The organism is Spirosoma luteum DSM 19990 (assembly GCF_000374065.1).
GTDB lineage: Bacteria > Bacteroidota > Bacteroidia > Cytophagales > Spirosomataceae > Spirosoma > Spirosoma luteum.
The window spans coordinates 39,043-59,397 of sequence record NZ_KB893311.1 but is presented as its reverse complement, the minus strand read 5'-3'; the positions used below and the strand labels follow the sequence as shown (position 1 = coordinate 59,397).

23 protein-coding genes are annotated in these 20,355 nt (G+C 52.6%); 4 read left to right on the top strand and 19 right to left on the bottom strand.

Features of this window, described 5'->3' with window-relative positions; genetic code table 11:
• Positions 1-84: 84 nt before the first annotated feature.
• Positions 85-678 (bottom strand): helix-turn-helix domain-containing protein, encoded by a 594-nt coding sequence (locus B156_RS0126170; RefSeq protein WP_026261077.1) that lies wholly within the window; start codon positions 676-678, stop codon positions 85-87.
• Between the two features lie 178 nt (positions 679-856).
• On the opposite strand from B156_RS0126170, the gene B156_RS32335 reads away from it, so the two are divergent.
• The 4 genes from B156_RS32335 to B156_RS0126140 all read left to right on the top strand — a co-directional run bounded on the left by B156_RS32335 (position 857) and on the right by B156_RS0126140 (position 2,952).
• Positions 857-1,282 (top strand): hypothetical protein, encoded by a 426-nt coding sequence (locus B156_RS32335; RefSeq protein ID WP_052635802.1) that lies wholly within the window; start codon positions 857-859, stop codon positions 1,280-1,282.
• A 125-nt stretch (positions 1,283-1,407) separates the two neighbouring features.
• The gene (locus B156_RS32455) at positions 1,408-1,530 is read left to right on the top strand and encodes a hypothetical protein (RefSeq protein WP_281167540.1); all 123 of its coding nucleotides are present in this window, start codon (positions 1,408-1,410) and stop codon (positions 1,528-1,530) included.
• 8 nt (positions 1,531-1,538) lie between these two features.
• Positions 1,539-1,811: a P-type ATPase actuator domain-containing protein gene (locus tag B156_RS32330; protein WP_245563857.1), complete on the top strand. Its 273-nt coding sequence runs from the start codon at positions 1,539-1,541 to the stop codon at positions 1,809-1,811.
• Positions 1,812-1,902: 91 nt separating this feature from the next.
• The gene (locus B156_RS0126140) at positions 1,903-2,952 is read left to right on the top strand and encodes a sialidase family protein (protein ID WP_018622767.1); all 1,050 of its coding nucleotides are present in this window, start codon (positions 1,903-1,905) and stop codon (positions 2,950-2,952) included.
• Positions 2,953-3,072: 120 nt separating this feature from the next.
• Here the strand turns inward: B156_RS0126140 and B156_RS0126135 are convergent, their stop codons facing one another.
• The 18 genes from B156_RS0126135 to B156_RS0126045 form a co-directional block, all read right to left on the bottom strand.
• The gene (locus B156_RS0126135; protein WP_018622766.1) at positions 3,073-3,213 is read right to left on the bottom strand and encodes a DUF3347 domain-containing protein; all 141 of its coding nucleotides are present in this window, start codon (positions 3,211-3,213) and stop codon (positions 3,073-3,075) included.
• Between the two features lie 138 nt (positions 3,214-3,351).
• Positions 3,352-4,509: a glycosyltransferase family 61 protein gene (locus B156_RS0126130; RefSeq protein WP_018622765.1), complete on the bottom strand. Its 1,158-nt coding sequence runs from the start codon at positions 4,507-4,509 to the stop codon at positions 3,352-3,354.
• Positions 4,510-4,779: 270 nt separating this feature from the next.
• Positions 4,780-4,992 (bottom strand): heavy-metal-associated domain-containing protein, encoded by a 213-nt coding sequence (locus tag B156_RS0126125; protein ID WP_018622764.1) that lies wholly within the window; start codon positions 4,990-4,992, stop codon positions 4,780-4,782.
• A gap of 121 nt (positions 4,993-5,113) precedes the next feature.
• Complete coding sequence (locus B156_RS0126120; RefSeq protein ID WP_018622763.1) at positions 5,114-8,386, bottom strand: efflux RND transporter permease subunit; 3,273 nt, start codon at positions 8,384-8,386, stop codon at positions 5,114-5,116.
• A gap of 14 nt (positions 8,387-8,400) precedes the next feature.
• Positions 8,401-9,405 carry a heavy metal-binding domain-containing protein gene (locus B156_RS0126115; protein WP_018622762.1) on the bottom strand — a complete coding sequence of 335 codons (1,005 nt, stop codon included), beginning with the start codon at positions 9,403-9,405 and terminating at the stop codon, positions 8,401-8,403.
• Between the two features lie 19 nt (positions 9,406-9,424).
• On the bottom strand, positions 9,425-11,125 hold the full coding sequence (locus B156_RS0126110; RefSeq protein WP_018622761.1) for an efflux RND transporter periplasmic adaptor subunit: 1,701 nt from the start codon (positions 11,123-11,125) through the stop codon (positions 9,425-9,427).
• Positions 11,122-12,390 carry a TolC family protein gene (locus B156_RS0126105; RefSeq protein WP_018622760.1) on the bottom strand — a complete coding sequence of 423 codons (1,269 nt, stop codon included), beginning with the start codon at positions 12,388-12,390 and terminating at the stop codon, positions 11,122-11,124. The genes B156_RS0126110 and B156_RS0126105 overlap by 4 nt, the downstream gene beginning before the upstream one ends.
• Positions 12,371-12,790: a hypothetical protein gene (locus B156_RS30615; RefSeq protein ID WP_018622759.1), complete on the bottom strand. Its 420-nt coding sequence runs from the start codon at positions 12,788-12,790 to the stop codon at positions 12,371-12,373. The genes B156_RS0126105 and B156_RS30615 overlap by 20 nt, the downstream gene beginning before the upstream one ends.
• 19 nt (positions 12,791-12,809) lie before the next feature.
• A complete protein-coding gene (locus B156_RS0126095; protein ID WP_018622758.1) occupies positions 12,810-13,376 on the bottom strand; it encodes a helix-turn-helix domain-containing protein in 567 nt (188 codons plus the stop codon).
• A gap of 54 nt (positions 13,377-13,430) precedes the next feature.
• The gene (locus B156_RS0126090) at positions 13,431-13,895 is read right to left on the bottom strand and encodes a DUF3347 domain-containing protein (protein WP_018622757.1); all 465 of its coding nucleotides are present in this window, start codon (positions 13,893-13,895) and stop codon (positions 13,431-13,433) included.
• A 167-nt stretch (positions 13,896-14,062) separates the two neighbouring features.
• A complete protein-coding gene (locus B156_RS0126085; protein WP_026261076.1) occupies positions 14,063-14,632 on the bottom strand; it encodes a DUF2911 domain-containing protein in 570 nt (189 codons plus the stop codon).
• Between the two features lie 483 nt (positions 14,633-15,115).
• Entirely contained in the window at positions 15,116-15,595 is a 480-nt protein-coding gene (locus tag B156_RS0126075) for a DUF305 domain-containing protein (RefSeq protein WP_018622754.1), read from the bottom strand.
• Positions 15,596-15,814: 219 nt separating this feature from the next.
• The gene (locus B156_RS0126070) at positions 15,815-16,594 is read right to left on the bottom strand and encodes a hypothetical protein (RefSeq protein ID WP_018622753.1); all 780 of its coding nucleotides are present in this window, start codon (positions 16,592-16,594) and stop codon (positions 15,815-15,817) included.
• A 19-nt stretch (positions 16,595-16,613) separates the two neighbouring features.
• Entirely contained in the window at positions 16,614-17,057 is a 444-nt protein-coding gene (locus B156_RS0126065; protein ID WP_018622752.1) for a 5-fold beta-flower protein, read from the bottom strand.
• Positions 17,058-17,076: 19 nt separating this feature from the next.
• Positions 17,077-17,736 (bottom strand): class I SAM-dependent methyltransferase, encoded by a 660-nt coding sequence (locus B156_RS0126060; RefSeq protein WP_018622751.1) that lies wholly within the window; start codon positions 17,734-17,736, stop codon positions 17,077-17,079.
• 3 nt (positions 17,737-17,739) lie between these two features.
• Positions 17,740-18,606: a DUF2911 domain-containing protein gene (locus B156_RS0126055; protein ID WP_018622750.1), complete on the bottom strand. Its 867-nt coding sequence runs from the start codon at positions 18,604-18,606 to the stop codon at positions 17,740-17,742.
• Between the two features lie 9 nt (positions 18,607-18,615).
• Positions 18,616-19,701 (bottom strand): YncE family protein, encoded by a 1,086-nt coding sequence (locus B156_RS0126050; RefSeq protein WP_018622749.1) that lies wholly within the window; start codon positions 19,699-19,701, stop codon positions 18,616-18,618.
• A 170-nt stretch (positions 19,702-19,871) separates the two neighbouring features.
• Complete coding sequence (locus tag B156_RS0126045; protein ID WP_018622748.1) at positions 19,872-20,321, bottom strand: hypothetical protein; 450 nt, start codon at positions 20,319-20,321, stop codon at positions 19,872-19,874.
• Between the last annotated feature and the right edge of the window lie 34 nt (positions 20,322-20,355).

Sequence of the window (20,355 nt, the reverse complement as noted above, 5' to 3'; positions counted from 1 at the left end):
ATGCGTTACACAATTACCCGGCCTGCTTACGAGATTTTAGCGGGGCCTGCTCCATCCAGCACGAAATAAGTCTGATTAACTGGTTCAAGTTGCAGCCTGTTGCTGTAACGCCAGTTTCTGCTGCCGGACCTGCCGAAAATAGGAGGGTGTGAGGCCCGTCACCTGCCGAAACTGGTTCGAGAGGTGCTGTACACTGCTGTATCCGGTACGGTAGGCAATATCGGTGAGGGTATTGTCGGAATACACCAGCCATTCCTTTACTTTGTCGATGCGCTTGCTGATAATGTATTTCTCCAGCGTGGTGCCTTCTGCTTTGGCAAACTGACTGCTGATTGTGTCGTACTCCAATCCCAGATCCGCCTGAAGTTGAGCCGACAGGCGGGTTCGGGATTCACTTAAATCGGTCTGCCCGAAGTAGGTATCCACGAACAGTCTGGCGCGTTGGTGTATGGTTAGTTTATGATCGTCGATTATACTAAATCCCTGATGGGCCAGTACCTCGTCAATTCGGGTCAGGGCGTTGGCATCAACTGGGTTACGTAGCGTGACCTGCCCCAAATCGGCCTCTGTGACCTCAAGACCGAGTCGACTCAGCTCATCACGAACGACATCAATGCAACGGGCGCAAACCATCCCCCGTATCCGCAACCGTGTCGTTTCCTTGCTGTTCATTGTCATTTGGCCTCCTTCGTATCTTTACTAACACACGAAAAAGGGGTTATAGTGCTTGGTGGGTTTATAAAATTCAACGACAGCCTTGCAAGATTTTTGTTCATGGCTTCCTTTTAGTGCTTTTGGCTTTAGTAGAGTGCGGTATTCTTACCAGACATCTCCTTTTACTTTATTTTCCTGCGTTATGAAGCATCAACACCAGGACAAGCCCGTTCCAACGACTGATCCGGCACATCAGAACATGGCGGATGCGCCCAAAGCAACGCCCCATCAGCCCGTAGAGCCACCAGCGGAGCAGAAATCCCTCCAGCACATCGGCCACGATGGTCACAGCGGACAAGACAATCCTGAGTCGCATAAGGGCGGCACCGGTATGGAACATAGCAAAATGGACCATTGTAAGATGGGACATGGTAGCAACGACCATGGGGCTATGATTGCCGATTTTCTGCGCCGGTTTTGGGTATGTATCGTCCTGTCGATTTCTGTCATTGCGCTGTCCATGATGTTTCAGAACCTGGCGGGTTATGAACTCGACTTGCCGGGCATGAGTGGATCGCTATTGGTCTGGCCAGCATCATCTACGTTTACGGTGGCTGGCCGTTTCTGACCGGTATGGTGGGTGAGTTGCGCAACCGGCAACCGGACCAATCCAGGCCGGGCATGATGACGCTGGTAGCCGTTGCCATTACCACCGCCTAGGTCCATAGCGTGGCGGTGTCGATGGGCTAACCGGTGCGCCGGGGCGACGGCCCGATGGATTTCTTCTGGGAGTTGGCTACCCTGATCGAGATCATGCTGCTGGGACATTACATCGATATAAAATCGGTGGCGGGGCTTCGCGCTCCCTCGAACTGATTGTGCAGATGTTGCCTTCCGATGCCCATAAGGTGGATGGACAGACTATTACCGACGTACAGGTGGATACCCTTAATAAAGGCGACACGGTACTGGTGCGTCCCGGCGAACGTATTCCTGCCGATGGGGAGGTCATTGAGGGCAGCAGTGCCGTGAACGAAAGCATGCTGTTCGGCTTCCTGACGGCCTATCCCCTCAACTGGTGGCTCATTAAAAGTGGGGTGAAAGAGAAGATGTATGCGGCTACAGTTCCGCAGCGGATACCTGTTAGAGCCTGTTGAAAGGCTTACGTAGTTTAGATGTTGAGGTTTTTTTTGCTACCTTGTACATCAGGGACCCGCTGTCTTGGTGTTCCTGTTTACGTCTTCGCCGATGCGCTATCTGTTCTATTTCTTTCTGTTAATTAAATTTCTTCCTGCCGAAGGGCAATCAGTCAATACAGCACAAACGGTGGCAACCGGCCATCTGCCCGTCGTTGTTGCCGATGCTGAAGGGACTGTGCATCTGGTCTTTGGTCAGGATTCAACTATTTACTATGCAACGGCCAAAGCAGCAACAATGCCCTTCAGTCAGCCCATGGTGATTGCCACGTTGCCGGGCTTAGTGGCTGGTGCCAAACGTGGTCCGCAACTCGCGGTCACCAGTAAGTTTATCGTCGTTACGGCTGTCGATAAAGCCGGCAATGTAGTTGCCTACTCGCTCGACCGAAGGGCCAGCCGGTGGTCGCCAGCCACGCGAATCAATGATGTGCCCGAAGTGGCGAAAGAGGGATTCCAGGCGGTGGCAGGTGCATCAGACGGCACGTTCAACGCGGCCTGGCTGGATTTACGGGATGACCGGCAGAATAAAATCGTCAGTGCCACCTCAGTCGATGGGGGGCGTACCTGGTCGGTTAACCAGGTTGTTTATCGCTCACCGGGCGGCACAGTTTGTGAGTGCTGCCGGGTGTCGATGGTGGCAAGCGGGAAAAACGTTTACATACAGTTTAGAAACTCAATGGGTGGCTCGCGTGACCTATTCCTTATTCACTCGGCCGATGGTGGCAAAACCTACGCTGCAGCCCAAAAACTTGGCGTTGGCACCTGGAAACTAAACGCCTGTCCGATGGATGGCGGAGCCGTGACGTTGGCTACTACCGGCCAACCGCTCACCGTTTGGCGACGGGAAAATACCCTGTACACCTGTGTACCCGGCCAACCCGAACAGGCCGTAGGAACGGGCCGCAACGTAACAGCCGTTAGTGGGGTGTCGGGTACCGCCCTAGCCTGGGATAAAGACGGTGCGGTTTGGTTGAAACTGAATGGCAGTGAGCCAATTTCTCCCGGCCGGGGGCAGCTGCCGGGGGTGACCATTGCCGGTCATTCGGCTGTTTGCGTCTGGGAAGCCGACGGGCAGGTGATGACGGCTATTGTTCCCTTCTGAGACGGTGACAAGCCAGATTTACTTCCTCTGTTCGACTACCCCGCTCTCTTAGGTGCTCAGCGAAACAGACCAGCGGGCCATTAAAAACAGACTGCTTATCGGACTCTGTATCAGCACCTTTCACTGGAGTACCTCCTTCGTTTCCCCGCAGGTCAGTGTCTGTTCGCCGAAATAGGGATTACGGAGGGGCTTCTTATCACTCAGCCAGTAGGCACCTCTGCCGTTCCGGACCATCGGACAGAACTGGTACCGATAGCTCATCCCGTCAACTGGTGGCTGATCAAAACGGGGTTGAAGGAAAAAATGTATGTAGATGTCAGTCAGAAATTATTTCCCAATAGCCCTACTCCGTATAAAAATGGTTGCTAATGGTTCTGCAGGCTACGGATGGGCTGTTCATTATACACTGTTGAAAATCTTGTTCAGACACTGCTCAAGTGCCGGGATGGACACCTCTATATCCTGACCAATTGCCGTGTAATCTACCGGACCAACCGCGTCTCTGCTGTAGGCTGAGTAGTGCAGACCCAGTAATTGAGCCAGATAAAGAAAATGAGTGGGCGCGTATGCCCCGGCAAACAACTCGAAAAGATGCGTTCCCGGTTCACACCAGAGCAGGTTAGTAAACGAGGCTCCGTGAGGCCCCATAATGAATGAGGCATTGTGGTAAATGGCATATTGGTCGGCCAGGGAACGGGGCTTATCCTCTATGATGACAAAATTGTAGGTGAGTAACAAGGTAATAAGTGCTTCTTCATTCAAAACCCGTCGGCGACCGGCACGACAAATATAGACCCGGGTGCGGGCCGTGCGTGGCGTTTGAATTAGTGGGGCAAGGTGTTTCTTTAGCAGACGCACATCCGCCGGATTCTGATGGTTCCAGTTATCGTGATTACCCAGATAACAGCTGTCGCTTTGCACCCTAACCCGACGGCTGTCTACAACCTGGTCGGGGCCAAAGCCCATTAAACGCAGGAATTCGCGCTCGTAATCAGTACCAACCAGCGGATAGGATACGATAGCCTGTTGAAAATCCTCCGCACTAACGGATTCTTTTATACGACACAGTTTGGCAGCTACTAGAAAAATAAAGTCATAATAGCCTACAAAGAAATTGCCGTCAAAATAATGGCCAAATGGTGCCAACAGTACCTTAGTTCTCAGTAGCGGCCTTTTTCTTAACTTAAAACCGTCCAGCAGCGCATCACTCGTCCAGTAGTCTGTATTCAGGATTTTTTTGCCGGTCATCAGTAGTCCGCACCGTAATACGGTCGCCTGCCTGCTCTCCGCCGTGTAATGCCAGACCCGTGAAGAAGCGGTACAAACTTCCGTTTTCGAAAAGATAATCCGGTTCGGGTTGTCCACGGCACGTACTTCGGGGAGCAGAGCATACCCCTCAGGATGGAGAGCGTTCAGATAGGGATTTAGATACGCTACGGTTTGGGCTTTGGATAGAAATTCGTATCCGAACGAATCCGCCAGGTGAGCAGCAAGCCGCTGAAGCCATTTTCTACCCTGGTTGCGGATGTGCCACGCGACTATTCTTAGCGTTTTCATGTGATGTGTCAATTACTTATCGAGTATGAACCCCAACCGAATAGCCCGGCAGCAATGAGCAGGACAATGAATCGGTTACGAAATGAAAATTTGATCAAACCCTCAATCATGGCAATTTTTCATTAGTTAGTAGGCTTCGCCTGTCATTTATTGTCATTACGCTTCGCTGTCATTGGATCATTTATCGTTAGACAGTGAATAACGACCAGGTAGGGCCAACGAAAAAGCCGCCCGGTAATGGCGGCTTTTTCACGGCAAAGTAACTATCCGTTACGACAGCACCTCGGCCTTGTAGCCCGCCTGCTGAACGGCTTTTTTAACGGTATCGGCCGTTACGCCGACCGTTTTCACCGTCAGTACTTTATCGGGATTCTGCGTATCGACCTGCCAATTACCCTCGCCCACCGACTGGTTGAGAAAAGGGGTAACCGAAGCCACGCAGCCCCCGCACTTGATATTCGTCTTAAGCTGAATCGTTTCCATGCGCTTTGTCTATTTACAGTAAATTACTTTAGACAAATATCGCCTGCAAACGCTCCCATTTCGTTACAGAATTCCCGGCAACGTTATCAACTTTTCGGGCTGAATCCGGTGCCCGCTACTCTCATTGTTCGGTTAGTGTAGGCTCCTTAAACGGGGCTGGGTCGGTTGGCTCATCAGCCGTGTTGAATTCGCCCTGATTCCGATTTCGGAAATACGTGGCCAGTGCCTTCCGGCCAAACTGATGGAACACAACCGGCGTAACGATGATGTCTAACAGTGTACTCGACAGCAACCCGCCCAAAATGACCGTGGCCACGGGATAGAGAACTTCTTTGCCAGCCGCCGACGCGTCCAGAGTAAGCGGAATGAGGGCTAGCGCGGCTACCAGCGCGGTCATCAGCACGGGCACCAGTCGTTCCAGTGACCCCCGGATAATCATGTGCTCCGAGAACGTTTCACCTTCCTGCTCAATGAGGTGGATGTAGTGCGAAATCATCATGATGCCATTGCGGGAGGCAATGCCCGTCAGGGTAATGAAGCCCACCAAAGTGGCCACCGAAAACGTGCCGCCCGTCAGCATCACGGCTACCACACTACCGATCAGGGCCAGGGGCACATTCAGCATGATTTGCAGCACAATCTGCGACGATTTAAAGTGGCTGTAGAGTACCAGAAAAATGCCCAGAATGGAAAAAATGCTGAGCAACCCGATCAGGCTGGTAGCCTCCTGCTGACTCTCGAACTGCCCGCCGTACTGCACGAAATAGCCCGTCGGCAGTTTGACCTGCTGCGCTACTTTAGTCTGTAATTCTTTCACGGTACTCCCCAAATCCCGGCCCTGTACGTTGCAGGAGATAACGATCCGGCGCAAAGTATTTTCGTGAGCGATGGAATTGATCGCTGTCGTGTAGGCAATATCGGCAACCTGTCCCAGCGGAATGGCATTACCCTGGGCATCGCTGATTTCGGCGGACTTGATCCTGTCGATGTCAACCCGCTCGTCGTTCTGCACCCGGAGCAGAATATCGAACGTTTTGGGGCCATCGAGTACCTGACCCGTGACCTTCCCGTTGTAGAAAATCTCTAAGTCCTGGGCCACCCGGCCCGCCTGAATGCCGTAGCGTTGCAGCGCATCCCGTTTGAGTTTAACCACCAACTGCGGCACCATCACCTGTTTTTCAATCTGCACATCGACCACGCCGGGTACGCTGCTGATGGTTTGCCGGATGCGGTCAGCGTTGGTACGCAGTTCGTTCAGATCGTTGCCGAAGAGTTTGATAGCGACCTGCGCCCGAACGCCCGATAGAAGGTGGTCGAGCCGGTGCGAGATGGGCTGGCCGATATTCACCGTTACACCCTTTAACTCGTCCATCTTTTGTCGGATGTCGGCCAGGACCACTTCCCGTGGGCGGTCGGAGGGTTTGAGGTCCACTTCGATTTCGGAGTTGGCGGGCGGTTCGGCGTGTTCGTCCAGTTCGGCCCGGCCCGTCCGGCGGCTCACGTACTGCACTTCCGGCACCTGCATCAGGAGCTTTTCACCCACTACGCCAATCTGATTCGACTCGTCCAGTGACGTACCGGCCGGAGTCGAAAAGTTGATGGTAAATGAGCCTTCGTTAAAAGGGGGCAAAAACTCCGTTCCGAAAAAGGGTACCAGGCAGGCTGCGGCTACGATCAATACACCCGCCACCCCCATAACTAGTCGGGGCCGCTTCAATCCCCAGTGCAGCAGGTGCGTATCGTTGCGTTTCAACCAGCGCACCAGCCCGCTGTCCGTTTCGTGGTCGTCGGTGGGTCGGTCCGACGGGTCGGTTGCCACCGGACCGCCGGACCGCCGTTTTTTCCAGAATTGCCACGGTGCCGCCGGTCCGCCGGTGCGGCCCGGCTTGATTGACTGGCTTGAGTTGGCCAGCAGATAGCTACACAGGGCGGGTGTAACGGTGAGCGACACGATTAGCGAGGCCACGATACTCGTGATGTAAGCAATGCCCAGCGGGGCAAAAATCCGGCCTTCGATGCCCTGCATATAAAACAGGGGTATAAAGACCAGCACCACGATGATGGTGGCGTACACAATCGAATTTCGGACCTCCGCACTGGCCCGGTAAATAACTTCGAGCGTGGGTTTTGGCTGTTTAAGTTGTCGGTTCTCGCGCAACCGGCGGAAAACGTTTTCTACGTCCACAATAGCATCATCGACCAGTTCACCAATGGCAATGGCCAGCCCGCCGAGCGTCAGCGTATTGATGGAAATGTCGAAGGCCTTAAAGATGATGGCCGATACCACCAGGGATAGGGGTATGGCCGTCAGGGTGATAAGCGTGGTACGGAAATTCAGCAGAAACAGGAACAGCACGATCACCACCAGGATAAACCCGTCGCGAAGGGCGTCTTCTACGTTTTGCAGCGAGGTTTCGATGAAGTGCCGTTGCTGGAACAGATTGGGGTTGATCTTCACATCACCGGGCAGGGTTTTCTGCAACTCAGCTAAAGCTACCTCGACCTTTTTGGTCAACTCAACGGTGCTGGTGCCCGGCTGTTTTTCGACGGTCAGAATCACGGCGGGTTTGCCGTTCACGCTGGCATCGCCCCGCTTGATGGCTCCGCCAAATTTGACCTCGGCGATTTGAGATAGTAACACGGGCAGCCCGTTTTGGTTGGCCACGACAGTGGCTGATAAATCGGCTAACGTCTGCACCCGGCCCACGTTTCGGATCAGGACCTCCGAACCGTAATGATCGAAGAAACCACCGGTGGTATTCTGGTTGGTGCCTTCCATCGCTTTATCCACATCGTCAATCGTCAGGCCGTACTGGCGGAGTTTGGCCGTGCTGATGAGTACCTGATACTGCCGCCGTTCGCCCCCGATGGGAATGACCTGCGATACGCCCCCGATGCTCATGAGCCGCCGACGAATGGTGAAATCGGCCAGGGTGCGCAGGTCGGCCGGACTGGTCGTATCGGCCGTCAGCCCCACCAGCATAATCTGTCCCATGACCGAACTGATCGGTCCCATAACGGGCGTAATGCCACCCGGTAATTGTACCGTCTGCAATTTCTCGGCCGTCAGTTGCCGTGCGCGGTAGATGTCGGTGTTCCAGCCGAATTCGACAAACACCAACCCCAAACCGGGCGAGGCCACCGACCGCACGATTTCGACCCCCGGTGCCCCGTTGAGGGCTGTTTCGACGGGTAAGATAACCTGCGTTTCGAGTTCTTCGGGGGCCAAGCCGTTGGCTTCCAGAAACACCGTCACGCGGGGACGGTTTAGGTCGGGCAACACGTCAACGGGCAGATGAACCGCCGTATACACGCCATATACCAGCACCAGAGCCGCAAACGCCACCACAAACAGACGGTTGGCCAGCGAGAAATGAATCAGGCGATTGAGCATAATTGAGCTACTGTTTACTTCACAGCAATTACGTAATCCATCGTGCGGATTTTGCCGCCGTCCTGAAACTGCACCCAGCCCCGGTAGATGCCCGCTTTCTCGAAGGTGGTGTGCAGATCGAACTTACCGTTGACCACTTCCGGGTGAACATGCAGGTAGTTTTTGTCGTCGATGCCCACTACCACCATGTGCGCTTTGGCACCAAGGTAATTTTCCAGTGTGGCGGCATCCATGACCTTGCCGTCTTTTTTCAGGACTCCCTCAATGTGGGCCAGTTTACCCACCTCGAACTGGTTGCCCTCTGGAACCAGTTCGAGCGTGTAGTTATCCACCGTCGAACTGAGTTTAGGAGACGAGTAGGTTACCGGCTTGTAGGGTGTCCCCCCCACCGTCAGGTTGATTTTCTCTAACTGGGGCGTACCTCCCGTGGGTGTGTAATCGGCAAACAGGATGTACTCACCCCCTTTGGCAAAGTGAGTTTCGTTTTTATTGGCACCTGCCGTGTACGCCTTATTGGCGGGCAATACGGCGAGGTCGTACGTACCCGATGCCTGGTAATCCGGGTGGATGTGCTCAAAATAAGACAGGTCTTTACTGACCACGATGAGGTGAATTTTCCGTTCGTGGTGCAGATCCAGAGGCACCAATTCGCCTTCCTTGTCTTTCACCCCCGGCGTGAACGAAAACAAGCCCGCTTTACCGGCTTCGATGGTGGCGGGGGTGGTCTTGACATTCATTACGTAGGCTTTGCCGTTACTCTTACCCGCGTTGTCGTTGTGTTCGAGTTTCATGCCGCACTTGGGGCACATGTCGCCTTCCTTCCCCGTTACTTCGGGGTGCATGGGACAGGCGTAGGTATGGGTACCACTGTGCGCATCGGCATCGGTCGTGCCGGCTGCATTGATGGCGGTGGTTTCGGTCGTGGATTCGGCTTTATCCGCACTGGTGCAGGACGTGAACAGAACGGAGCTGGTAATGGCCACTGTCAGGACGATGGCGGTTTTGATATTGGTACGCATGGAATTGGTTGTATGAAAACTACTGGTTTAAATAAATCATTTTGGCCTGGTAGGTGCCGGTTACGATCACCCGTTCGTCGGCTTCTACGCCGGTCAGGATTTGGGTAAACTGGCCGTTGTCGGCTCCCGTAGTGACGTAGGCCAGACTGACTACTTCGGGCGCATCCTTGATGAAGACGACGGCCTTGCCATTCATCTCGCTGATGGCCGAATTGGGAACCGAAAGACCCCGTGTTCCCCTGGCCGACTGCACCCGGATATTGACGAACTCGCCGATTTTAAAGGCACCGCCCGCGTTATCCATCTCGAAGAGCAGCCGCTGCGACTGGTTGGAGGCATTGATGGTCTGCGCCTGCGACAGCAATCGCGCCACACCCGATTTTCCGGTATCATTCACCCCTGCGACCCCGAATGACTTAGCCGACCGGAGTACCGCCAAATCCTTGTCAAAAACCTGCGCTTCGATGTACACCTTGCCCAGATTAGTGACCGTAAACAGCGTCTCACCCACGTTGACAGTGGAGCCAATAGCGGCCGTGAACGGGCCGACTATACCGCCTACGGGAGCCTTCAACGAGATACTGCGGGCATTACTGCCCCCGGAGCGGGTGATGCCGCTGAAGACTTTCAGGTTTGCCTGGGCGCGGGTCAACCGGGCTTCGGCTTCGGTCAGGTCGCGTTTGGCTACAATATCCTCAATGGTTTTAAGCCGGTCGTACTCTTTACGGGCGACCTGAAGTTCGGCCGTCAGGGTATTGCGTTCAGATTCTAGGTTGATCTGCGTTGGGGCATCAATGGTCTGCTCCACTACGGCCAGGGTTTGCCCCTTGCTCACTGTTTGCCCCACCCGTACCTGCAATGACGTCAGCCGCCCCACCTGCGGGGATTGCACCACTGCCTGGCCGGTCGAAGAAGGCTGCACGGTACCGGCTACGGTGGTCGTCTGCGCCTGTTCCCCGGCCTGGAGCCGCTGAGTCAGGATGTTAAAGAGAAACTGCGTCTCTTTCGGAATCGCGAACGTACTCGATGTCGCTCCCCCCCCGGCCGTACCCCCGCCGTGATCTTCGCCCCCGTGCGCATTGGCCCGCTGCCAGTTGGCCGTGGGCAAAATACCCAGCAAGACGGCGATGCTGACGGCCACCCGCCGGTTGCGCAGCCGCATCAGGAAGAACATCAGCCCCATACCCAACAGCAGACCACCGCCGAGCAGGACAAAGGTGTTGTCGTACCAATGGGTGTGAGCAGTTGTCGGCTCGGCAGTCGTGGCCACCGGCAGGTCTTTCCCCACCTCGATACCCGCCAGTAACAGCAGGTCTGCTCCCGGTTTGGCATTCAGACTGATGGTCAGGCTGTAGGCTTTTTTGGCTGGAAACGTCCCGGTCAGTTCATAAATACCCTTGCCGATGGGTTTGACGGCGATGGTCAGTTTCTCATCATCGGGGCTGCTGATTTGCAGCGTTGCGCCATCGACGGGTCGGTTGGTGTCGAACTCGTTGATGTAGAGCCGTAGCTTGCCCGCTTCGCCTACTTCCAGTGGTTCGTAGTGCAGCACTACTTCGTATTTGTCCGAAATGGCCTGACTGGTGAAGTAGGTCATGGCCTGGCCCGTGGGAGCCGTGGCCGCGCCGTGATCCTCCCCCCCGTGGGCGGTAGCTGTTTGAAAGCCGATTAGCCCGAAAAACGCGGCTACCAGGGCCATGAGTTGCGTTCGCTTATTCATAAGTTTCCCGTTAAATAATTGATGGTCAGTACCGACTGGTTGTAATTTCGCAAGGCTTCCAGGTAGCGTAGCCGGATAGCATAGGCATCGTTGATGGTTCGGAGGTAACTCACGTAATCATTCTGCCCACTCTGAAACAAGCGCCGGGCGGTGTTAATCAACTCGTCCGATTGCCGAAGGCCCGTTATTTCGTAGTAATCGAGTGAAGCCCGGAACTTGTCAAAATCGCCCTGGGCCTGTTGTAAATCCACCGACAGTGTCTGCACCTGCGCCGTGGTCCGTTGGCGAGCCAGTTGCAGCCCTGTCTGAGCAGCTACCGTGCGGCTGCGGTATTGACCAAACCAGACAGGCAATGTCAGCCCGAACCGGAACCGGAGGTGCGTCGGTGTTTCCATACTGCCCTGGTTGTAGTAGCCCACCACAACACCGGGCAGCGACCGGGCACGTTCCAGCCCGATTTGCCCCTGGCTGATGACTTCCGTTTGTCGTAGAAACGCCAGCGACGGGTTTAGGCCCAGCACAGTAGAATCAGGATTGGTCAGCGCAGCTATCGGTTGGGTGCGGGCGAGTCCAGCCACCGGAATCGGGTCCGGGCGACCAGCAAGCCGTTGCAACTGCCGGGTAATGGTCAGTACCTCCGCCTGCGCCTGACCGAGTTGATTCCGTACCTCGCCCGCCTGCGATTCGGTATAGGCTTTGCTGAGGTAGTCGATCTGACCGGCCGTAAACTGCCGCCCGGCAATCAGCCGAAGCTGGTTATAGATGCTGTCCTGCAACTGGTACTGCTGCCGGAGGGCCTCGCCGTATTGCAGGGCTACGTACAGGGTACGGACCCGAAACCGAATGTCATTTTCGGTGATTCGCTTCTCCAGCTGCGCCAGACCAACCTGCTGGCTTTGAAGCTGGTATTGCCGCTTGTATACGGTTGGCAACTGAAAGGATTGATTCACGCCAATGGTATAGAAATTACCGGTTGGGCTGTCGGTAAAAACATCGAGGTTCGGGATCGAGTAGGCCCCTTTGAGGAGTTGCCCACTCTGCAGAATGCTTAAATCAGCCGCCCGAATCGCCGGACTATTAGCCAGCACCAGACTGACAACATCGGCTTCAGACAGCGTTGACTGAGCCAGGGTGTTTCCGGTTACTACCCAACTTACTAAAAACCAGATCAATCGTTTCATTCGATAAACGGGTAAGCGAGCCGCCGTAGGCAGACCCCATTTGCCGCCCAGAAGGCAGTACCGATTAGTTCGTGTGCGCAGCATGAGCGTCGGCCGTTAGATCGAAGGAAGCCGACGCAGACTTGCCGCCAACGGCCACGGTCACCACCACTTTACGAAAGGACCTGGCTTTATCCAGCGTAGCGACGAACTGGTTACCGCCCATCGGCATAAGCTTGACCGTCGTCACTTTCCCGTCGGCGGTTTGCAACAGAGCCGTTGCGGTTGCCCCGCTGGTTGGCAGCGTTTTCTGCTTAGCATCGAGCAGATACACGGTAAGCGCTTCGGCTTTCTGCACCAGTTCCAGGTGATAATTGTCCGCCGATTTGACAGTTCCTCCGTGCGTAGATGCGTGCTTATGATCACCCCCGCCGGGCTGATGCTGGGCAAACGTCGTAGTGAGGCCGAATAGCATTAAGATAATTGTTGACAGGCTATTTATCATGCGTTTGTATGGTTTGCGTTCAAATCCAGTCTAACGGGTTACGGTCCGTGATCTGCTGGCCCCGATAGGTGGCCGGGGTCATCCCGGTGATGTTCTTGAATTGATTAGTCAGGTAGGCAACGCTGCTGTAGCCCAGTTGCCGGGCAATGTCGCTGATGGATACTTCGTCGTAGCTGAGCAATTCTTTGGCCCGTTCCACCCGTTGCATAATCCAGAACTTCTCGATGGTCAGGTTTTCTGTCGTCGAAAACAGGTGACTCAGGTGTGCATAGTCCAGTCCAACCTGACTCGCCAAATAGTCCGACAGGGTAATCTTCAGCCCGGCAATCTGTCCGCTCTGAATCAGGTCGATAATGAGTGTCTTCACCTGATTGACCACCCGCGATGTTTTATCGGTCAGCAGCGCAAAGCCATGCTGTTCCAGGGCCGTACCAATGCTCGTCAGGTCAGCAGGTGGGCTATCAATCGTAGCCCGTCCTAACTCGACATCCGCGACGGCATAGCCCAGCCGTTCCAGTTCAGCCCGCACCACGAAGATGCAGCGGCTACAGACCATGTTTTTGATATAGAGTTCCTGGGATGCCATTATCCGCTTCTGACCCCGTTGTGCGTTCCTCAACACCTAGCGGGGTGGATGACTTTATAATTCTTCTTTGACCGAGCCACACTTGAGCATTTTATCGCCGTAGTAGGGGTTACGCACCTCTTTGGTATTGCTCAGCCAGGAGGCATCCACCATCGGGCAGTACTGCACGTAAGTTTTGGCGGGTTTGGTGGCTTTCACCAGCGTAATCATACTGGTGGACAAATCGTCAAACTGCTTGCGCTGCATGTCCACATCGGTCGTTTTGCTAATCGCCATAGCGTTGGTTTTGGCCGTAGTAAGTGCCTTCTTATCAGTGGTGGACAGTTTTTCCGCATCAACTTTAGCTAAGGCCGATGCCAGCGTGGTAGCCTCTGTTTTGGCTTTGGCCGCATCGGTAGCGACTAAGGCATCTTTTACGCCGTAATAGGCCGTCAGGGCCGGAGCTAGCGTTTGGGCGTAGGAGATAGCCGATAGCGTAGTGAAAGCCAGTAGGGCTAGTGTGAAACGAATGGTTTTCATAGATTTATTAAAATTAATTGGTAAAACTTACATTAGAGTTTATGTACTTAGGGTAACTGCAATAGAGACTACCTAAAAGCCAAAAAAGTAAAATTAGACTCCCTGAAATGAGATCCATTAAGCCATGAATCATGCAAATTCGGGGAAATGAAATTTAGTTATTGTGTCTATTTGTTTTTGAAATCAAAAGAAACAGTCAGGTTTTCCCAACTCAGACTTATCTTGCCTTTGTTATTACCGGTTTCCTTAACTTGATAGGTCAATGACTCCAACAAAGTTGCATTCTTGTTGGGTACAGTTTTTAGTCTGACTACATCGTTTTGTTCGTTATAATCGTCGGCTAGGTGCATATCCCAATCTTTACTGATAATCAAGGTCCATTCTTTATCAGCAGGAATTGTAAAGAAACCATACTTGCCTTTTGGAATAACCTCGCCTTGAATAATTACGTCCTGGCCAAATTCTATCCAGGTGGCTTTATGTGCTCCCGTAGCCCACACCTGATTGTAGGTGACTAGGCCATTCCAGATAGTACGCCCTCTTACACTTGGTGAACCATAATCGATATGCACATGATTAGTACCCACCATAGCCATTGCCGTAAGTCGTGGACTCTTCGGCTTGACTTTAGCGGTGTCTGTTTTAACACTGTGGTTTTCGTGTTGAGCCAGCGCCATAAATGGCAAACCCATAAATAGGAACATGAAAAAAAATTTGTTCATTTGTGTAAATGTCATGAATTGATTGTTGAATGTTTTAAACACAGTTTAATCGAAAAAAATACTCAGAAATGCATATCGATATTGCCTTTTAACAAATACACACTACGGTAAACGAACGCTTCCTGCTACTCATAATACGCCGGATTAATAGTCTGATATTTAGTGTCATATGGCTAATATACAAGTACAAGGATTGACTTTTACAAGCACATTAACGATGTTTTTAGCTATCTTTTTTTGAGCCTGATCAGCCTATAATTTCTAGCCCGCGATTATTTTTCATTCCGGTAATTCCGATGTGGTTGACTATCAGACGCTGGCATTTTCCCTTACCGCTCCGTATACTTTTTAACTCAGCGATAGAAATGAACTTACGCTTAAATTCTCCTTTTGAACGTAAGTTCATAGGAGTCATTTTTCGGGCATCAGCAAAGCATATTTTTGTTAGCTTTACAACGTATGCAGGTAATACTGCTTTGATTACGGGTTGAGCCCGTATTAGTTATTTTCTAGTCGTTTTATCATCGCTTTCATCTCCCCAATTTCTCTCTCCTGTGCTTTGATAATATCATCGGCTAATTTTCTCACCTCAGGGTCTTGTATATCAGCCCGGCTACTGGTCAAAATAGCAATGGAATGATGCGGAATCATAGCCTTCATCCATTTGACATCGTCTATGGGTATTTGACTCCTTACCAGGATGGTACCCAATGCCATTACGAGAAGACTTCCGGCTATTATCATGGCATTTTTCGCCTTATCCGTGTACATGTGGCGCATAAATATGAACATTACGATAGCCATGCCAGAAACACCTATCAGCGTCATATACATGCGTGTCCAGCTGAAATAAACGTGACTTAATTCGTACGTATTAAAGTACATCGTAATGTACATTGATAATGCGGAACCGGCCAGCATGAGCATAAAATTGGTATATACCGGCTTGTGCGATTCGTGTTGATCAGGATGGTTCATACTGTTAGTTTTTTTGTGATTAATTAAATAAAAACATTTCTAAAAGGTTTTGCTTTTAAAAGCGTTTGTGTTACCTAAAATTTTAGCCTCATGCCGTCGTCTTCGTGGTCAGAATTATGGCTGGCCACTTTTGGCTATGGCAAGCATAGTGGTAACCTGCGTTTAATTGAGTAGATTCAGAAATAATCGCTACTCTACTGGCTGTCAATTACAGAACCTCTACTCCATAGTGGATACGATTGATACCCGCTTTGGTTTACGCCGGAACCAGGGCGACGAAACAAAATACAGGGCAAAACCCGACGAAATAGTCAGGAGCCCCAACACCGAAAAGGTCCGAAGCAGACTGTTGTTCATATCGTCGCGGCCTTCATAGTCCATCGTGTGGAGCATCCACAGGAAGTCAAAAACACGCCAGGGGTCGGTGCGCACAGATTGTACGGTCCCTACATGGGACGCCACATAAATGGTAGCATGCGCAGGCTGCTGAAACGTCACTGCGTAGGCAGGCAGAGGCTTTCCCCTGTACTCATGGTGCCCGTTCGTACTGGTCAGGTATTCCACCTGATCAACGGCCGATGAGCCGGTAAAATGCTGCCGGGCCAGTAACACGGCTTCTGCTTTGGTTAGCTCAGGCCGCAGTTTCCCCGTCTGGGCATCGGCTAGTCGGGTATGCTGCATGGCGTGTCCATCCGCACCAATGTGTTGATAAGCTAATTGATAAACCGGCTTCCCCAGCACGTCAATCAGGTAAACCCCAGCTATCGAATCAACACCGGCTTGTTGCCCAAGCTCCTGCATTGGAACTGTGGGCGACACCAGCGCCTTGTTGATAGGGACATAAGCCGCCCGATGCCTGAGGTGATCGCCGTGAATATCGTCAAGGCTGGACCAGCTAAAATATAATCCACCCAGCGTCCAAAGTAGAAACTGGATACCGATAAACAACCCCAGATACCGGTGGGTTTTACGAATACGAAGGTGCCAGGAACGGTTCATGGAGCCGGGATGATCGGGTTTATTTCATGTGGGTATGCTTCGCCTGGAAGCAATGAAGTGCACAGGCCGTTCCTTTATAGCTATCATGTACATTGCCGATTTTGTGGCCCTTCGCATCGAAGATGTCACAAGTCTCATCCGGATTGTCTTTGATGGTGAACATCAGGTCGCCATTGGCATCCATGTAGGTGTCGTTGTTCTTGCCGACGCGGCCCATCTTTTTGCCCGTTTTGGCGTCCACGAGGTTGCCCTGTCCATCCACAAAGGCGATTTTCTGGCCCTTCGCATCCAGAATCATCTTATCTTTCGAGACCGTGCCGACCGTGGCGCCGAAACCATCTTTAATCTGTCCGGTGGCATTGATGGACATCGGGTTTTTGTAGTTGGCCGATTGGGCCAGCAACAACGAAGGCGCGCCCAGCAGCAGGGCGAACAGGGCAAAAAACAGCGTTTTGGTTTTCATCGTAGTAGTTGTTTAAAAATTAAACTGGTTTAACCGCATGGTATAAACGAAGCGTACCGAACAGTGTATTCACCCGGCCCGTCTCATCCATTTGTCGAAATCCGTTGTCGTAGATCATATTCGGAATCAGGCCCTGAACATTGGCTTTTGTCGTATCGAATCCATCAAAGAGTTGCAGACCGTAGAATAGCAACCGCATAGCATCATTGGCCGGATTGCCCCAATCAGCTAAAGCGAGGGAACCACCAGGAATCAATACCCGCCACATCTCCCGGAGTGATTGCACTTTGTCCGCATCCGACAGATGATGGAGCAGGAGACTACAGGTAACAATGTCCATCGTTTGATCCGGGTAGGGCAGTGCCGTTGACATACCTTGCTCCAGCACTATTGGCCAGCCCGCCACCGTATTTTTTTGCCGGGCTATCGCTAAGACCATTTCGTCGCCATCAAGACCAAAGACACTGGCTTTGGGAAACATCTGGCGCAGCCACATTGCCTGCGTTCCCGTCCCACAGCCCACATCCAGCACGTAACGCGGGGTCAATGCCCGAATCGGGTCGAGAAGCAGCGTTCGGAAATGGTCTTCCTGCATGGTCAGGGCCATTATCCGGTCGTAAAACCGGGTCAGGCCGTTCCAGCGCAAAGCCGGTTTGTAAGTGTCAGCGGTTGTTTTCATGGCCTACAACTTCTTTTCCCACTCGGCAATGAGTTGACTATTAAGCGTCACGATTTCGGCATTTTTTTTCTCGACAGCCAACTCCGACGACTTTCGGGCGGCAGCGATGGCCGCTTTATAGTAGCCCGTTTTGGCGAGGAGTTTGGCCTGTAAATGAAGATAGTTGAACGCCGGTTTACCCGTAGCCGCTTTAGTAGCCCAAACCAACGCCTGTTTGGTGTCTTTACCCGTATCGAAATAGTACAGGGCTGACTGGTAAAACACGCCTGCTTCCCCGTCGGTGGCCGAGGTAACCCGCTTCATAATCTCCGCCGTAATCCGCTCATCGGCGTTGCTCACCAGCGAAAAATGCACCGACGTGTTGGCCCAGGTCAGGTACAGGTTTGCCCCATTTTTGACTAAATCCTGTAGGTCGATGGTGAATGACTCGTAGAACCGCACTGACGAATCCGGTTTAACGGTGAACCGCAACACATCGTTTTTAGCTTCGTAGCCTGCCGTTCCATGACCCTCCGTGTATGAATTTATAATCACCGTCCACTCCGTCCGCTCCGGTATAGTGAAGAGCGAATAACGACCGGCGGGTAAGGGTTTACCGGCTATCACCATCGGATCGGAGAGGGTCAGGATTGTTGCATCGCCCGCACCCGTACGCCACAACTGGCCGTAGGGAACCAGACTCCCAAAAATAGCCCTGCCTTTCGTTGCCGGTCGAGCGTAGGTAATCGTCAGGTCGGTAAAACCGATTTTCTGTTTGACGGTCGTCGAGGGAGAAACTTCGGGCATAGTCAACTGCGCCCGAATGGGTTGCATCAATGCCAATAAACCAATCAGCACAAAGGCAATGCGGGTGGGGGATGAATAATTCATAGCGGTTTCTTAGTATTTCAGGACGATGCCATTTGGCTTTTTACCCACCGAAATGTCTTTGACTTTGGTCCGTTTGGCTATGTCGATTACGGAAACGGTAGCTGCGCCCTGATTGGTAACATAAGCGGTGCTGCCGTCTTTGGTGAAGACAATAGCATGAGCATCCAGCCCAGTCGGTACCTCACCCATGTTCATCCAGCCCCCGTTCATGCGTTCGAAGATGGTTACTTTGGTGCCTGTTCCGGCCTGGCTTACCCAGAGTTCGTTGCGGGTGGGGTGATAGGCCGCATAGCCCGGCGTGAAGCCTAGTTTAACGGTTTCCACAACAGAGAGTTTGGCTACGTTAATCACGCTGATACTCTGACCTTTTTCGTTGTCGACATACATGTTACCATCTGCGCCAGGCCACGCACCCACCGGGTCTTCTACCACGGAAATCGTCTTCACGACCGTTTTATCAGTCACGTTGATCACCGTGACGGAGTTACTCATGCCGTTAGCCACAAAAGCATATAATCCATTAGCCGACATCGTCACTTCGGCAGGCTCCATACCTACCGTAATCGTGTTTTTAAGGGCCATGGTAGCGGCATTGTACACCAGTACTTTACCCGTTTCCTCCATCTGCGAAGTCCATATTTCGGTCCCATCGGGCGAGAATACGGCGTTGTGGTTCATCACGGGCGTTTGCTGATTGGTCGTTGTGGCACCTGTTTTTGGATTCACGACCAGCACCCGTCCCGTCATTCCGCTCATGCCGCCGGTATGTCCCGCGCTAAGGTCCATGCCGGGGACCCCCACACCCAGTTTGCTGCCATCGGGCGACAGGTAGATGTGGTGCGGCCACATAACCATATCTGTCATGGGCATCGTACCAGAATGGCTCATCGACGCATCGCCGAATGAGATAGTTTCTTTCACCTGCTGGCTGGCAAGGTCAATAACTGACAGACTATTGCCTTCGGCATTGACGACGTAAGCCGCCGGATAGTTGATGTTCAGCTCCGGTTGCATGGACTGAGAGTGGTCCATATTCATGCAACCGGATAAAGCGAGCAGGGGCGATAAGGCCACCGGCAGAAGGGACTTATTCATAGAAATAAACGCGTTAATTTAGAATGATGATTTTCAGTAGGCTACCGTAACGCGCACATGGGCCGAAACGGATAACAAAAGTCCACGATGCAGTGAACAAAACGCAGAATGCCCGCCAACCGGGATGCCTGAAAGCATCCGTCAGCGAGTGACGAATCTGGAAATGGGGTTTAAATCAGCCAGCTACAGCCGACTGTAAGCCGAAAACGCCCGGTTCGGTAAATCGGGTCGTTGGCAATGGAAGGCACCGACGGTTGGGAATCGGTCGGCATAAGTTCCGCCAGTAACAGTCGGAATTGGGGATTGAGAATAAAATCAGCGGGCTGGGGCGTAGCCAGGCTAGGGTGATCCGCTACCAAACGGCTTACGTCGAGGTGCTCGAAGGATACCGTTGTTTTGCAGCAGGGCATTTTTTTGACCAGCGGTCCACCTGTTACGGGTGCTGTCGGCTCGTCCGTCTGACAGGGATTGACAACGCAACCCTTTTCGGTCAGCAAAAGGGCTTTGGAATGACCCCGCATCTGACACCAATGATCAATCATACCAAATCCCGTGCTACTAAGCAAGACCACAAGGGCCAGCCAGCAGCAAATCAGGCGGGTATGAAACGGGGTTTTCATTGAATGCTATTTTACCAGTACAAACTTACAGGCT